Consider the following 13740-nt stretch of genomic DNA (forward strand, 5'->3'; position numbering starts at 1 on the left):
GGGTCAATGCCGCGAAGCGGCGTTGATGCGGCGCCGTATCAAGGTTGAGCGAGGACGCCGGAGGCGACCGAGTCGAAACCCGCACGACACGAAGGCCCGAGGACCCGATCCGGATCCTCGGGCCTTCTCCCGTCGCGGTGGCTCAGCCCATCGGGATGGTCGTGGTGGCCGTCGTCTCGTTGTAGATCTCGGCGATCTGCGGAGCGAAGTCCTTCAGGATGACGTTGCGCTTGATCGACATCTTCGGAGTGAGGTGTCCGCTGGCCTCGGTCCACTCCGTCGGCAGGATCGTGAACTTGCGGATCGACTCCGCGCGCGACACCCGCGTGTTCGCGATGTCGATCGCGCGCTGCACCTCGGCGCGCACGGCGTCGTTCGTCGCCGCGTCCTTCAGCGACATGTCGGCGGGGAGACCGTTGTTGGCGAGCCACGCGGGCAGCATCTCCGGATCCAGGGTGACGAGAGCGGCGATGAACGGCTTCTGGTCGCCCACGACGACCACCTGCCCGACGATCGGGTTGGCGCGGATCGGATCCTCCAGCGCCGCGGGCGAGACGTTCTTGCCGCCTGCGGTGACGATGATCTCCTTCTTGCGCCCGGTGATGGTGAGGAAGCCGTCGTCATCGAAGGAGCCGAGATCGCCGGTGCGGAACCACCCGTCGTCGAACGCCGCCGCGGTCGCCTCGGGGTTGTTCCAGTACTCCTTGAACACGTTGATGCCGCGCACCTCGATCTCGCCGTCGTCGGCGAGGCGGATCCCGACACCGGGAAGCGCGGGCCCGACGGTGCCGATCTTCGACTTTCGCGCGGTGTTCACGGTCGCCGGGGCGGTGGTCTCGGTGAGTCCGTAGCCCTCCAGGATGGTGATCCCCAGGCTGTGGAAGAAGTGCCCCAGTCGGGCCCCGAGAGGGGCGGATCCGGAGATCGCGTAGCGCACGTTGCCGCCCATGGCCTCGCGCAGCTTGGCGTAGACGAGCTTGTCGAACAGCGCGAACTTGATCCGCAGACCGAGCGGGATCCTGGCGCCCTCCTCGAGGAGACGCGAGTGCTCGATCGCGGCCGCCGCGGCGGCGCGGAAGATCTTGCCCTTGCCGCCGGCCTCGGCCTTCTGCTCGGCGGAGTTGTACACCTTCTCGAACACGCGCGGTACGGCGAGCAGGAAGGTGGGCTTGAAGGACCCGAGCGCCGGGAGCAGCTGCTTCGTGTCGGGCTGGTGCCCGGTGCGCACACCGGCGTGGATGGTGAGGATCGAGATGAACCGCGCGAACACGTGCGCCGTCGTGATGAACAGCACGGTCGAGGCGCCCGGGACGGACACGACGTCGTCGAGCGACTTCGCGGCGTTGCGGGCGAGCTCCACGAAGTTGCTGTGGGTGAGCACGCAGCCCTTGGGCCGGCCGGTCGAGCCGGAGGTGTAGATGAGCGTGGCGATGTCCGCGCCGTTGGCGATGTTCCGCCGGCGCTCGATCTCCTCGTCGGGCACCTCGGCGCCCTGCGCGGTGAGCTGGTCGATGGCGCCCAGGTGCATCTGCCAGACCTCGCGGATGAGCGGCAGGTCGCCGCGCACCTCGTCGAAGCGCGTGAAGTGCTCGGGCGACTCGACCATGAGGGCGATCGCGCCCGAGTCCTCCAGGATCCACTGGATCTGCGACGGCGAGCTCGTCTCGTAGATGGGCACCATGACCGCGCCGGCGTAGAACAGGGCGAAATCCACGAGGGTCCACTCGTACGTGGTGCGGGCGAGGAAGCCCACCTTCTCCCCAGGCTGGATGCCTGCCGCGACGAATCCCTTGGCGAGCGCCGTCACCTGCGCGCGGAACTCCGTCCCCGTGATGTCCCGCCAGCCTCCGCCGTCCGGCACCGAGAACAGCACGAGATTCGGGGTCTTCTGCACCCGCTGCTCCAGGAGGTCGGTGATGTTGTCCTCGGGTGCGGCTTTCACGATCGCGGGGACTTCGAACTGGACCACGGCAACTCCTTCGGGGCCGGACGGGTACGTGCTTCTCAGGAGTCTATGCCACGCGGCGCCTGGGGAGGAGGCCATGAGCGTGAGATTCAGTCGCATGAATGGTGAAACTCCGTCGCACGACCGGAGGGGATCTCGTCCTCGCCGCGGCGGAGGGATAGACTGCGGGCGATGATCTACTGGTTCATGAAGTACATCGCCATCGGGCCCCTGGTGAAGGCGATCTTCCGCCCATGGATCGTGGGCCGCCAGCACGTGCCCGCGACGGGTGCGGCCATCATGGCGAGCAACCATCTGTCCTTCTCGGACTCGATCTTCCTGCCTCTCATGCTGGATCGGCGGATGTCGTTCCTGGCCAAGAGCGACTACTTCACGGGCAAGGGTCTCAAGGGCTGGGCCACCCGCATGTTCATGAAGGGCACGGGGCAGCTGCCCATCGACCGCTCCGGCGGCAAGGCCTCCGAGGCCTCGCTGAACACCGGGTTGCAGGTGCTCGGGCGCGGAGACCTGCTCGGCATCTACCCCGAGGGCACGCGCAGCCCCGACGGCAAGCTGTACCGGGGCCGCACCGGCATCGCGCGGATGGCGCTGGAGGCGAAGGTGCCGGTGATCCCGGTGGTCATGGTCGACACGGACATCGCGATGCCCACGGGCCAGCGCATCCCGCGCATCATGCGCGTGGGGATGGTCATCGGTGAGCCCCTGGACTTCTCCCGTTACGCCGGCATGGAGAACGACCGCTACATCCTCCGATCGGTGACCGACGAGATCATGATCGCCATCCAGCGCCTGGGGGAGCAGCACTACGAGGATGTGTACGCGTCCACCGTCAAGGAGCGCCTCGCCGCACAGGCGTCCTAGGCGAGCCGCGCACGCTTCACAGAGCGATCGGCACCCCCCGCGGCACCCTAGGATGGGGGGATGCCTCAGCCTCTCGATCTCGACTCGTGGCGTGCCCTCCCGATCAAGCAGCAGCCGCAGTGGCCCGACGCCGAGCGCGTCGCCGAGGTCTCCGCGCAGATCGCGGCACTCCCGCCCCTCGTGTTCGCCGGTGAGGTGGACATCCTCCGCGAGCGCCTCGCCCGGGCCGCGAGCGGCAAGGCGTTCCTGCTGCAGGGCGGCGACTGCGCCGAGACCTTCGCGGGCGCCACGGCCGACCAGATCCGCAACCGCATCAAGACCGTGCTGCAGATGGCCGTCGTGCTCACCTACGGCGCGTCGATGCCCGTCGTGAAGATGGGGCGCATGGCGGGCCAGTTCGCCAAGCCCCGATCGAGCGACACGGAGACGCGCGGCGAGGTCACGCTGCCCGCGTACCGCGGCGACATCGTGAACGGCTACGACTTCACCGAGGGCTCCCGTGAGGCCAACCCCTCGCGTCTGCTGCAGGGCTACCACACGGCCGCCTCGACCCTGAACCTCATCCGCGCGTTCACCCAGGGCGGCTTCGCCGACCTCCGCGAGGTGCACTCCTGGAACAAGGGCTTCGCGCAGAACCCGGCGAACCAGCGCTACGAGCGCATGGCCGCCGAGATCGACCGGGCGATCAAGTTCATGGAGGCCGCAGGCGCCGACTTCGACGAGCTGCGGCGCGTGGAGTTCTTCACTGGGCACGAGGGCCTGCTCATGGACTACGAGCGCCCGATGACCCGCATCGACTCCCGCACGCTCACGCCGTACAACACGTCGGCGCACTTCCTGTGGATCGGTGAGCGCACGCGCGAACTCGACGGCGCGCACGTCGACTACTTCGCGAAGATCCGCAATCCCATCGGCGTCAAGCTCGGCCCGACCACCAGCCCGGACACCGCGCTCGCGCTGATCGACAAGCTCGACCCGAACCGCGAGCCGGGACGCCTGACGTTCATCACGCGCATGGGCGCCGGCAAGATCCGCGACGCGCTGCCGCCGCTGCTGCAGGCCGTGAAGGACTCGGGGGCCCAGCCGCTGTGGGTCACCGACCCCATGCACGGCAACGGCATCACGACGCCCACCGGGTACAAGACCCGTCGGTTCGACGACGTCGTGGAGGAGGTGCGCGGCTTCTTCGAGGCGCACCGCGCGGTCGGCACCTTCCCGGGCGGGATCCACGTCGAACTCACCGGTGACGACGTCACCGAGTGCCTCGGCGGATCCGAGCAGATCGACGAGGCGGCGCTCGCGACCCGGTACGAGTCGCTGTGCGACCCGCGCCTGAACCACATGCAGTCGCTCGAGCTGGCCTTCCTCGTGGCGGAGGAGCTCGAGAAGCGCTGACGCACCACCCTTGGAGGCCCGGGCCGCGACGCGGCTCCGGGCCTCCGTCGTATCGCGCCCAGGCTCTCGGCGCGCCGGAGTTCAGAGACCCGGCGTGAGGGTGATGGTCGATCCCTTGGGCGCGCTGCCCTTGGGCTTGTAGCTCTTCACGTGGTAGATGTCCCAGTAGCCGCCGCCGAGCGGCAGGGGGTTGTCGTCGATTCCCGCGTTGACGTCGAACCCCTTGGCCTGGAGCGCGGCGACCGCGTCGCGGACGGTCATGTCCTTGACGTCGGGGATGTCGATCATCTCCGGACCTTTGGAGACCGTCAGCGTGATGGTGTCGCCGGGACGCCAGTTGCCTCCGCCCTCGCGGTCGGCGTAGCCGATCACGCGATCCTTCGGCACCGAGTCGCTGAACTCCTCGTTGGATTGCGGATTGACGTTGAGCCCCACCGCGGTGAGCTTGCCCGTGGCGTCGCTCACGGTCATGCCGGACACATCGGGGACGGGGCCGAGGGAGACGAGGAGACGGATCTTGTCGCCCTCGAAGATGCTGCAGCCTTCGCCGCATTCGTATCCGGCCGCACCGGAACGCGGGGTGACCTCGGCATTGATCACGATGCCGTGGTCGGCACGGGAGAACAGCGGGACGGAGTCCTGCAGCGTCAGATGGAACGGCTCCAGGGCCTTCTTCGCCGCCGCCTCGGTCAGCTCATCCAGCTTGGGGACGTCGTGCTTCGCGGGCCCGGCGGAGATCATCACCGTGACACGGGCCTTCTTGTCGACGCGGGTGCCCGCCGCCGGATCCGTGCGGATGGCCTGTCCCGCCGGGACCTTCAACGAGTTCTCGCTGCCCTGAACGGGGGTCATCCCGTCCTTCGTGATCATCGCGGAGGCGACATCCCAGGTCTTGCCCGCGACGTCGGGCACGGAGAGCTTGGAGCCGGGACCGGATCCGAACCACCAGCCCGCACCTCCGGCGAGCACGGCCAGCAGCAGCACGAGCACGAGCAGCAGGGCGCCGCGGGAACGCCGCTGCGCGGTGCGGCGGCGCAGCAGCGTCGCGTTGTCCAGCGGCGTCTCGGCGACGGCCGTCGGCGCGGTCGGGGCCGTGGCGCCTGGCAGCACCATGGTCTGATCCGCGGTGTCTCGCAGGGGCAGGACCGTGGTCTTGGCCGTCGTCGTGGCGGGAGCGGGGGAGACGCCCAGCTCGCGTTCGATCTCGCGCAGCCGGTCGAGCATCTCCTGAGCATCGTTCGGGCGCTCGTCCGGCGTCTTCTCGGTGGCCCACAGCACGAGCTCGTCGAGCTGCTCCGGCACAGCGGGGTTGCGCACGCTGGGACGGGGCACCGAGTCGGTGGCGTGCTGGAACGCGATCTGCATCGGCTGCTCGCCCTTGTACGGCTGCTCGCCGGTGAGCATCTCGTAGAGCATGATGCCGAGCGCGTAGATGTCGCTGCGGGCGTCGGCCGTACCGCGGGTGACGAGCTCGGGTGCCAGATAGGCGATGGTGCCCATCAGCTGCGCTCCGGACGCGGTGTTCGCGGTGGTCGCGCGGGCGAGGCCGAAGTCCCCGATCTTGATCCGGCCGTCCTCCGCCAGCAGCACGTTCTCGGGCTTGACGTCGCGGTGCACGATCCCGGCGCGATGCGCCGCGGCGAGCCCCGACAGCACCGCATCCATGATCGTGATCGTCTGCGGGATCGTCAGCCGGCGCTGCTCGCGCATGAGCTCGCGCAGCGTGATCCCGGGCAGGTACTCCATGACGAGATACGCCAGCTCGCCGTCCTGGCCCTGGTCGAACACGTTCACGACGTGCGGGTCGGCGAGGCGTGCGGCGGCCCGCGCTTCCTGGATGAAGCGGCTCTGGAACACGGAGTCGTCGCTGAGGTGCCCGTGCATGACCTTCAGCGCGATCCGGCGCTCCAGGCGCAGGTCGGTTGCGACGTACACGGTGGCCATGCCGCCGCGTGCGATGCGGGCGCGGACACGGTAGCGACCGTCGACGAGCCGCCCGATGAGGGGGTCGGCTTGTTGGCTGGTCGTCACGACAAGAGTCTAGGGAGAACTGGCTGAGAGCCCGGGCAACGGCTCGCGTGGGCGCCCGTATCCGTCATCCCGATCGGGGCGCGCTGCACCGCGAACGGCTCGGCCGGTTGCGGCGGTCTGCTCAGCCCAGAGCGGCGAGCCAGGCCTCGGCCTGCGACTGCCACAGGGCGTAGCGGGCGGGGAAGGCAGAGATCTGCACCTCCTGCGCAGCGTCGCCGAAACCCATGTCCTGCCAGCCGGGGATGTCCAGCAGCCCGTTGGTGTGGGCGGTGCCGGCGAAGAAGGCCCGGGCCGCGTACGACGGATCGGCGATCTGCTCGGGTGCGCCCCAGCCGGTGCTCGGACGCTGCTGGAAGAGCCCGATCGAGTCGCGGTCCCCCGCCGGTGCGTTGGTGAGGCCGGATTCGACCATGGCGGTCGCCAGGGCGATCGCGATCCCGTGATCGGGGACGCCCAGCTCGCGCCCGATCTGGATGATCAGACGCGCATTCCCGGTCTGCTCGTCCGTGAGCACGACCTGCGGGGCGGTGTAGGTGTCGACGACAGGCGCCGGGGCGACGGCAGCGGGAGCCGGCGCCGGAGCAGGAGCCGGGGCCGGCGCCCAGAGCCGCAGCGTCTGGCCCGGGTAGATGATCGAGTCGGGGGAGAGGCCGTTCGCCGCGAAGAGCTCGGCCAGGGTCAGGCCGTGCTGCTGCGCGATCGACCAGAGCGTGTCCCCCGCGACCACCTCGTATCCGCCGGCCGTGTCTGCGGCGGGTGCCGCTGCCTGCGCCGGCGCAGCGGCCGGTGCCGGTCCGCCCAGGGAGAGGACCTGCCCCGGATGGATGATCGAGTCCGAGCCCAGGCCGTTCGCGGCGTAGAGCGCGGCGACGGTCGTCCCGTGCGCCCGCGCGATGTCCCAGAGGGTGTCGCCGGCCTGCACCGTGTACTCGACGGGCGGCGCGACCTCTGCCGGAACGCTTCTCGCGACGAGCGCCGCCAGTGCTGCACCCGTCGGCAGTGCCGTGAGCGGCGGGAGCGCGCCATGCGCGGGCGTGTGCGCCTGTGCGGGTGCCGCGACGAGCGCACTCGCCACGGCGGTCAGCAGCACGGTCGGTGCGGTGACGCCGATCGCCCGGCGCGCGGTGGTTGCTGTCGTCATGGATCCCCCGATTCAGACGTCTACGCCGGTGTGCAGCGGTGCGCGTCGGCCCTTCGACGCTGGCACGGAAGTGATCGCAAGTCAACAGGAGTGATGAATGTGACAGAAGTGATAACTCGCGACGAGGACGCATGGCCGGGCCCGGCCGTGAAGGGGATGAGAACATTGCAGGGTGTCTGAAACCGAATCCCCGACCCCCGAGGTCGAATGGCTGACCCTCCCCGACCTCGTCGAGATCCTCGGAGAGCCGCTCGGTCGCGTGCATCGGCTCTTCGACGAGCAGCACCTGGTCGGGTCCCGGCGCAACGGGGCCCTCGCCGTCCCGGCGCTCTTCCTCAAGGACGGCCACCCGCTCGGGTCGCTGCGCGGCACCATCATCGTGCTCAAGGACGCCGGGTTCAGCGACGACGAGGTCATCGACTGGCTGCTCGCCGACGAGGAGTCGATCGGCCGCGCGCCGATCGCCGCTCTGCGCGAGGGTCACAAGAGCGAGGTCCGGCGCATCGCGCGCACCCTCGCCTGACCGTCGGTCCGGTGCGGCTCAGGCCGTGCGCTGCGTCGCATCGCGGGCGAGCCCGCGCAGGAGGTCGAGCGCTCCGGCGTCGAGGGGCGCACCCGCCAGGGCAGCCTCCCCGGCGGCGGCGTACTCGGAGATGAGCCCCTCCATGCGGTGCAGCGCGCCCGACTCGACGATGATCGCCTGCAGGCTCGCGATCTGATCCGCGGTGAGCAGCGGGTCGCCCAGCAGCTCGTCGACGACGCGCCGTCCCTGCGGCGCCAGGGCCTGGCGCGTCCAGGCGATGAGCAGCGTGCGCTTACCCTCCCGCAGGTCGTCTCCGGCGGGCTTGCCGGTGAGCCGCTCGTCGCCGAAGACGCCGAGTACGTCATCGCGCAGCTGGAAGGCCATGCCGAGGGGATGCCCGAACGCGCGCAGGGCCGCCTGCTGAGCCTCATCCGCGCCGGCGATCGCCGCACCGATCAGCAGGGGCTGCTCGACGCTGTAGCGCGCGGCTTTCAGGGAGGCCACGCGCAGCGCGCGCTCGGCGTGGCCGTCGTCGTCGTTCACGCTCCACGCCGACTCCTCGGCGATGTCGAGGAACTGCCCGATCGTCACGTCCCGACGCATCCGCGCGTACTCGCTGCGCACCGCGTCCGCGTGCGGGCTGGCGGCGATCCCGGCCTCGAGCAGGTCGTCGCTCCACGCCACGAGGAGATCCCCGAGGAGAACCGCCGCCGCGCGGCCGAAGTCGACCGCGCTGCCGCTCCAGCCCTGCTCGACGTGCGACGCCTCGAGGGCGCGATGCGCGGAGGGGCGGCCGCGCCGGGTGTCGGAGTTGTCGATGAGGTCGTCGTGCACGAGCGCGGCGGACTGGAACACCTCGAGCGCGGCGCACGCGTCCCACAGGGCCGTAGGCTCCGTCTCGACGCCGGCGAGTCCGGCGACGGACGACCATCCGGCGTGGCAGAACCGTGCGCGCAGCCGCTTGCCGCCGCGCAGCGTCTCCTCGGCGGACGAGACGAAGGCGGAGGCATCCGGTCCGTAATCCGCGATCTCCGCACGCATCCGGAGGACGAATGCCTCGAGTCGGGCGGAGACCTGGTCGATCACAGCGGAGGAGGATGCCACGCGATCAGCCTACCGAGCGGCATCCCGGCGGGGCAGGGCAGCCGTCGGGCGACATGATGCGCAACTCCCAGGCGAATCCCTACCCTCGTGCATCCTCACGCGCGTAGACTTGGGAGCAAGACCACCCGAGGGGGACGAAATGCCACTCTCCGAACAGGAGCAGCGCCTGCTCGACGAGATGGAACGCCATCTCATGCAGAACGACGCCGATGTCGTTTCCGCGCACGCCGGGGACCGCGCGCTCAGCTATCGCAATCTCATCTACGGAGCCGTGCTGCTGCTGGCCGGCGTCGGCGGCCTGATCGTGGGCGTCGTGGTCGGCAACATCGCAGGCATCATCATCGGGGTCGTCGCGTTCGCGGCGATGCTCGGCGGCCTGATGCTCGCGCTCACGCCCGTGCGGCGCGGGGGAGACCGCGAGACCACGAGCCGGACGAACTCGAAAGAGCCGTCGCCGTCGTTCATGGATCGCATGAACGACCGCTGGGATCGCCGCCACGAGGAGCACTGACCGCCTCGGCATGACCTTCTGAGGGCCCGGACCGCTTCGGCGACCGGGCCCTCGGTCTGTTCTCGGACGCCCGAGCCTCCCCGGTACCCCCTTTCCCTCCACACCGTCCTCCACCTTCCTCCACCGGCCCCTGTCCCGCGGCATTCCGCGGGACAGGGGCCTTCTTCGTGCCCGCGAAAGGCCTCCTCGGAGCACAAATGTGTATCGAAATGGAGGGAAGTGGAGTAAAGTGGAGGAAACGGCGGCGAAAGGGGGAGAGGCGCATGTTGCTCGGCACGCATTCCCCCAAGCTCGACGACAAGGGCCGCGTCATCCTCCCCGCCAAGTTCCGCGAGGATCTGGCCGGCGGCGTCGTCGTCACCCGCGGCCAGGACCGCTGCCTCTACGTGTTCAGCACCTCCGAGTTCGAGAGCGTGCATGAGCGCATCCGCCAGGCGCCCCTGGCGAACAAGGAGGCCAGGGCCTTCCTGCGCATGTTCCTGTCCGGCGCGAGCGCCGAGATGCCGGACAGCCAGAACCGCATCACCATCCCCGCCCATCTGCGTGCCTACGCGGGCCTGGGCAAGGAGCTCATCGTCACGGGTGTCGGCGCGCACGCCGAGATCTGGGACGCGGCGGCGTGGAACGCGTACGCCGAAGGACACGAAGACGCCTTCGCCGAGCTCGAGGAGGAGGTGATCCCCGGCCTGTTCTGAACGGGCCCTGGCTGTGACTCCCAGCCGCTCCCGCCCCGGCGCACCTTCCCCGGTGCCGGGTCGAGCGGATGGGGATCAGGGCCAGGGACCGCAAGGCCGAAGGAACCATGGACATCCGCCGCATCCACACCCCCGTGATGCTCGACCGCTGTGTCGAGCTGCTCGCACCCGCGCTTCAGAACGACGGCGCGGTCCTCGTCGACGCCACGCTCGGCATGGGCGGGCACGCCGAGGCGTTCCTCGAGCGTCTGCCGAACATCCGGCTCGTGGGGCTCGACCGCGACACCGACGCCCTGCGCATCGCGGGGGAGCGGCTCGCCCGCTTCGGCGACCGCGTGACGCTCGTGCACACCGTCTACGACGCGATCGGCGAGCATGCCAAGGGGGCCTCGGGGATCCTGTTCGACCTCGGGGTCTCGTCGCTGCAGCTGGACGAGGCGGAGCGCGGATTCGCGTACGCCAAGGACGCCCCGCTGGACATGCGCATGGACCAGTCGAGCGGCGTCACCGCCGCCGAGGTCCTGGCGACGTACAGCGAGGGTCAGCTGCGCCGCATCTTCGAGCGCTACGGCGAGGAGAAGCTCGCCGGACGCTATGCCCGTGCGATCGTGCAGGCGAGGGCGCAGGCGCCGCTGGAGCGCTCCGGCCGGCTGGTCGAGGTGCTGCAGGAGGCCACACCGGCCGCGGTGCAGCGGGCCGGTCATCCCGCCAAGCGGGTGTTCCAGGCGCTGCGGATCGAGGTGAACCGCGAGCTGAACGTACTCGCCGACGCCATCCCCGCCGCGATGGGGGCGCTCACGGTCGGCGGGCGCATCGTCGTGATGTCGTACCAGTCGCTCGAGGACCGGCTCGTCAAGCAGGCCTTCGCCGCGGCTTCCGCCTCCACGGCGCCGGCGGGGCTTCCGGTCGAGCTGCCGGAGCACGCGCCGCGCTTCCGGACCCTGACCAAGGGCGCAGAGATGGCCGACGAGGCCGAACGCGCCGCCAACCCGCGCGCCATCCCGGTGCGCCTGCGTGCAGCCGAACGTGTGAGAGACGATCAGAGGAGCGCCGCGCGATGAGCCTGGCACAGAACGCCCTGCAGCAGCCCCGCATCGAGGAGGCGCTGCCCTCCCGTCACCTGCGCGCGGTGGAACGGCCGGCACGTCGTCGCCGTCCGCGGATGATGTACGCCGTGGTCGCCCTGGCGGGTGCCGCCCTCATCGCCGGCGCGCAGATCGCGCTCACGATCGCGACCACTCAGGACTCCTTCGTCGTCGCCAAGCTCACGCAGCAGAACAAGCAGCTGACCTGGCAGGCACAGGCCGCGGCGCAGGATCTGGACGGCATCAGCTCGCCGCAGGCGCTCGCCACCGCGGCCTCGAAGCTGGGCCTGGTCGTGGGCGGCAGCGCGAGCTACCTGCGCCTCAGCGACGGCAGCGTGATCGGCGCACAGGGATCCGCGCCGTGGGCGTCCACCGTGAACCCTGCCGGCGCCAACGGCGTGCCGAACGCGCTCATTCGCGACACACCGCCGGCCGCCGCGCACGCCGCCGGCGGCGGGGGCGTAGAACCGAAGACACAGCAGGCGCCCGTGCAGACGGTCGCCCCGCCGACGGCCGAAGGCCTGCCGACGCCGACCATCCGCTGACATGAGCTTCCGACGCACGACACCGACACGATGACCGACCGCGAGTCCCGGACGGAGATCCGATGAAGTCCCGAGCCAGCCGGACGCCGCGTCGGCGGACCGTCCTCGCCCTCGCCGTGATCCTCGCCGTGATGTGCGGCTTCCTGGTGCGCCTCGTCGACGTGCAGGTGCTCAGCGCATCCGCGAACGTGAAGCAGTCGCAGGACCTCAGCCTCGGCTACACCCGCGAGATCGACGGCGCGCGGGGGAAGATCGTCGACTCCAACGGCACCGTGCTCGCCGAGAGCCAGCTGGTCTACGACATCACGATGGACCCCTCCGCGATGAAGGGTCTCGAAGACGCCAAGACCAAGCCGAAGCTGCCGTGGGCGGAGGCCTCCGAGAAGATCGCAGCGATCATCGGCGAGAGCGGCGATGCCGTGCGCAAGGAGGTCGCGGATGCGCTGAAGGCCGACCCCGCCTCGCAGTACGTGATGCTCAAGAAGGGCGTCAGCACCGACCAGTTCCTCAAGCTGCGCGCCCTCGGTCTCGCATACCTCTGGCCGCTGCCGCGCTCCGTCCGGGTCTACCCGAACGGCGCTGTCGCCGGGAACCTCCTCGGCTTCATCGCCGGCAACGGGGACAAGGAAGGGCTCGAGGAGGCGCAGAACCAGTGCCTGAGCGCCAAGAAGGGCAAGGAGAGCTATCTGAAGGGCCTGGACGGCGTCGTCATCCCGGGCAGTCAGAGTGAGACGCCCGCCGTCGACGGCGGGACCGTCACGCTGACCATCAACACCGAGCTGCAGTGGTACCTGCAGCAGATGATCTCCGAGGAGGTCAAGGCGCAGGGCGCGAAGGCCGGCACGGTCACGGTCGTCGAGGTCGGGACGGGCAAGATCCGTGCCGCGGCGGAGTACCCGAGCGTGGATCCCAACGACCCCGGCGCCTCCGACCCGGAGGATCGCGGGTCGCGGATCTTCAGCACCAGCTTCGAGCCGGGATCCACGTTCAAGGCGATCACGGCGGCATCCGTCATGGAGTACGCGAACGCGAACGCCTCGACCCGGATCACCGGAGCCTCCAGTCACGAGGAGTTCCCGAACGGCGCCGTCATCAACGACGCGTTCGAGCACCCGGCCTACGACTACACGCTCGCGGGCGCCCTCATCGACTCCTCGAACGTGGCGTTGTCGAAGTTCGGCGACATGGTCACCGACCAGCAGCGCTACGACGAGCTGGTCAAGTTCGGGGTCGGCAGCAAGACCGCGATCGACTTCCCCGGGGAGGCCTCGGGCGTCATCCACCCGGTCAAGGACTGGGACTACCAGTCGCACTACACGACCACCTTCGGCCAGTACTACACGGTGACCGCCCCCCAGGTCGCCAGCGCCTACCAGGCCATCGCGAACGGCGGCGTCAAGATCCCGCTCTCGCTCGTGGAGTCGTGCACGGGCTCCGACGGCAAGGTCTCGGAGGCGCCGGCGCCCAAGCCGCAGCGCATCTTCGACGCATCCAAGGACGCCGAGCTCACCCGCATGATCGAGAACGTGGCGGAACAGGGCAGCGTCTCGGACATGATCAAGGTGCCCGGCTACCGCATCGCGGCGAAGACCGGAACGGCGCAGAAGCCGGATCCGAACACCGGGGCGTACAAGGAGGGCATCTACTTCACGAGCATGGTCGGGTTCGCCCCCGTGGACCACCCCGAGTACGTCGTCGTGGTCACCCTCGACGAGCCCACTAGGGTAACCTCGTCTGCGGCCACCGCGCCCGCCTTCCAGAAGGCCATGACGCAGGTGTTGAAGACCTACCGCGTGCAGCCCTCCACCACTCCGATGGAACCGCTGCTGCCCAAGTACTAGTGATGGCCGCCGTCGCCCCGAAGCGGCGGCATCGCCCCCGGA

Annotated in this window: 12 protein-coding genes; 8 read left to right on the forward strand and 4 right to left on the reverse strand. The window is 69.7% G+C overall.

Features of this window, described 5'->3' with window-relative positions; translation table 11 throughout:
- Positions 1–142 precede the first annotated feature (142 nt).
- Positions 143–1969, reverse strand: coding sequence for an AMP-dependent synthetase/ligase (locus AERO9AM_RS07950; protein WP_201298608.1), 1827 nt, complete (start codon positions 1967–1969; stop codon positions 143–145).
- A gap of 168 nt (positions 1970–2137) precedes the next feature.
- Between AERO9AM_RS07950 and AERO9AM_RS07955 the strand changes: the two genes are divergently transcribed.
- A complete protein-coding gene (locus tag AERO9AM_RS07955; protein WP_159575654.1) occupies positions 2138–2827 on the forward strand; it encodes a lysophospholipid acyltransferase family protein in 690 nt (229 codons plus the stop codon).
- Between the two features lie 60 nt (positions 2828–2887).
- Positions 2888–4222, forward strand: a complete 1335-nt coding sequence (locus AERO9AM_RS07960) for a class II 3-deoxy-7-phosphoheptulonate synthase (RefSeq protein WP_159575655.1) — start codon at positions 2888–2890, stop codon at positions 4220–4222.
- 81 nt (positions 4223–4303) lie between these two features.
- Here AERO9AM_RS07960 and pknB read toward each other — a convergent pair whose 3' ends face one another.
- Complete coding sequence (gene pknB / locus AERO9AM_RS07965; RefSeq protein ID WP_159575656.1) at positions 4304–6253, reverse strand: Stk1 family PASTA domain-containing Ser/Thr kinase; 1950 nt, start codon at positions 6251–6253, stop codon at positions 4304–4306.
- 121 nt (positions 6254–6374) lie between these two features.
- Complete coding sequence (locus AERO9AM_RS07970) at positions 6375–7394, reverse strand: LysM peptidoglycan-binding domain-containing protein (RefSeq protein ID WP_159575657.1); 1020 nt, start codon at positions 7392–7394, stop codon at positions 6375–6377.
- 172 nt (positions 7395–7566) lie between these two features.
- Between AERO9AM_RS07970 and AERO9AM_RS07975 the strand changes: the two genes are divergently transcribed.
- Positions 7567–7917, forward strand: coding sequence for an Rv2175c family DNA-binding protein (locus AERO9AM_RS07975; protein ID WP_159575658.1), 351 nt, complete (start codon positions 7567–7569; stop codon positions 7915–7917).
- Between the two features lie 18 nt (positions 7918–7935).
- On the opposite strand, the gene AERO9AM_RS07980 is transcribed toward AERO9AM_RS07975, so the two are convergent.
- Positions 7936–9021, reverse strand: coding sequence for a polyprenyl synthetase family protein (locus AERO9AM_RS07980; RefSeq protein ID WP_159575659.1), 1086 nt, complete (start codon positions 9019–9021; stop codon positions 7936–7938).
- 139 nt (positions 9022–9160) lie between these two features.
- On the opposite strand from AERO9AM_RS07980, the gene AERO9AM_RS07985 reads away from it, so the two are divergent.
- From AERO9AM_RS07985 to AERO9AM_RS08005, 5 genes are all read left to right on the forward strand, one after another.
- The gene (locus AERO9AM_RS07985) at positions 9161–9532 is read left to right on the forward strand and encodes a DUF3040 domain-containing protein (RefSeq protein WP_159575660.1); all 372 of its coding nucleotides are present in this window, start codon (positions 9161–9163) and stop codon (positions 9530–9532) included.
- A gap of 263 nt (positions 9533–9795) precedes the next feature.
- Positions 9796–10227: a division/cell wall cluster transcriptional repressor MraZ gene (mraZ, locus tag AERO9AM_RS07990; protein WP_159575661.1), complete on the forward strand. Its 432-nt coding sequence runs from the start codon at positions 9796–9798 to the stop codon at positions 10225–10227.
- A gap of 107 nt (positions 10228–10334) precedes the next feature.
- Entirely contained in the window at positions 10335–11288 is a 954-nt protein-coding gene (gene rsmH / locus AERO9AM_RS07995) for a 16S rRNA (cytosine(1402)-N(4))-methyltransferase RsmH (protein WP_159575662.1), read from the forward strand.
- Positions 11285–11857: a hypothetical protein gene (locus AERO9AM_RS08000; RefSeq protein WP_159575663.1), complete on the forward strand. Its 573-nt coding sequence runs from the start codon at positions 11285–11287 to the stop codon at positions 11855–11857. Before rsmH ends, AERO9AM_RS08000 begins: the two co-directional genes overlap by 4 nt.
- Positions 11858–11919: 62 nt before the next feature.
- Positions 11920–13698, forward strand: a complete 1779-nt coding sequence (locus AERO9AM_RS08005; protein ID WP_159575664.1) for a peptidoglycan D,D-transpeptidase FtsI family protein — start codon at positions 11920–11922, stop codon at positions 13696–13698.
- The last annotated feature ends 42 nt before the right edge of the window (positions 13699–13740 follow it).

It is taken from the genome of Microbacterium sp. 8M, assembly GCF_902506375.1.
GTDB lineage: Bacteria > Actinomycetota > Actinomycetes > Actinomycetales > Microbacteriaceae > Microbacterium.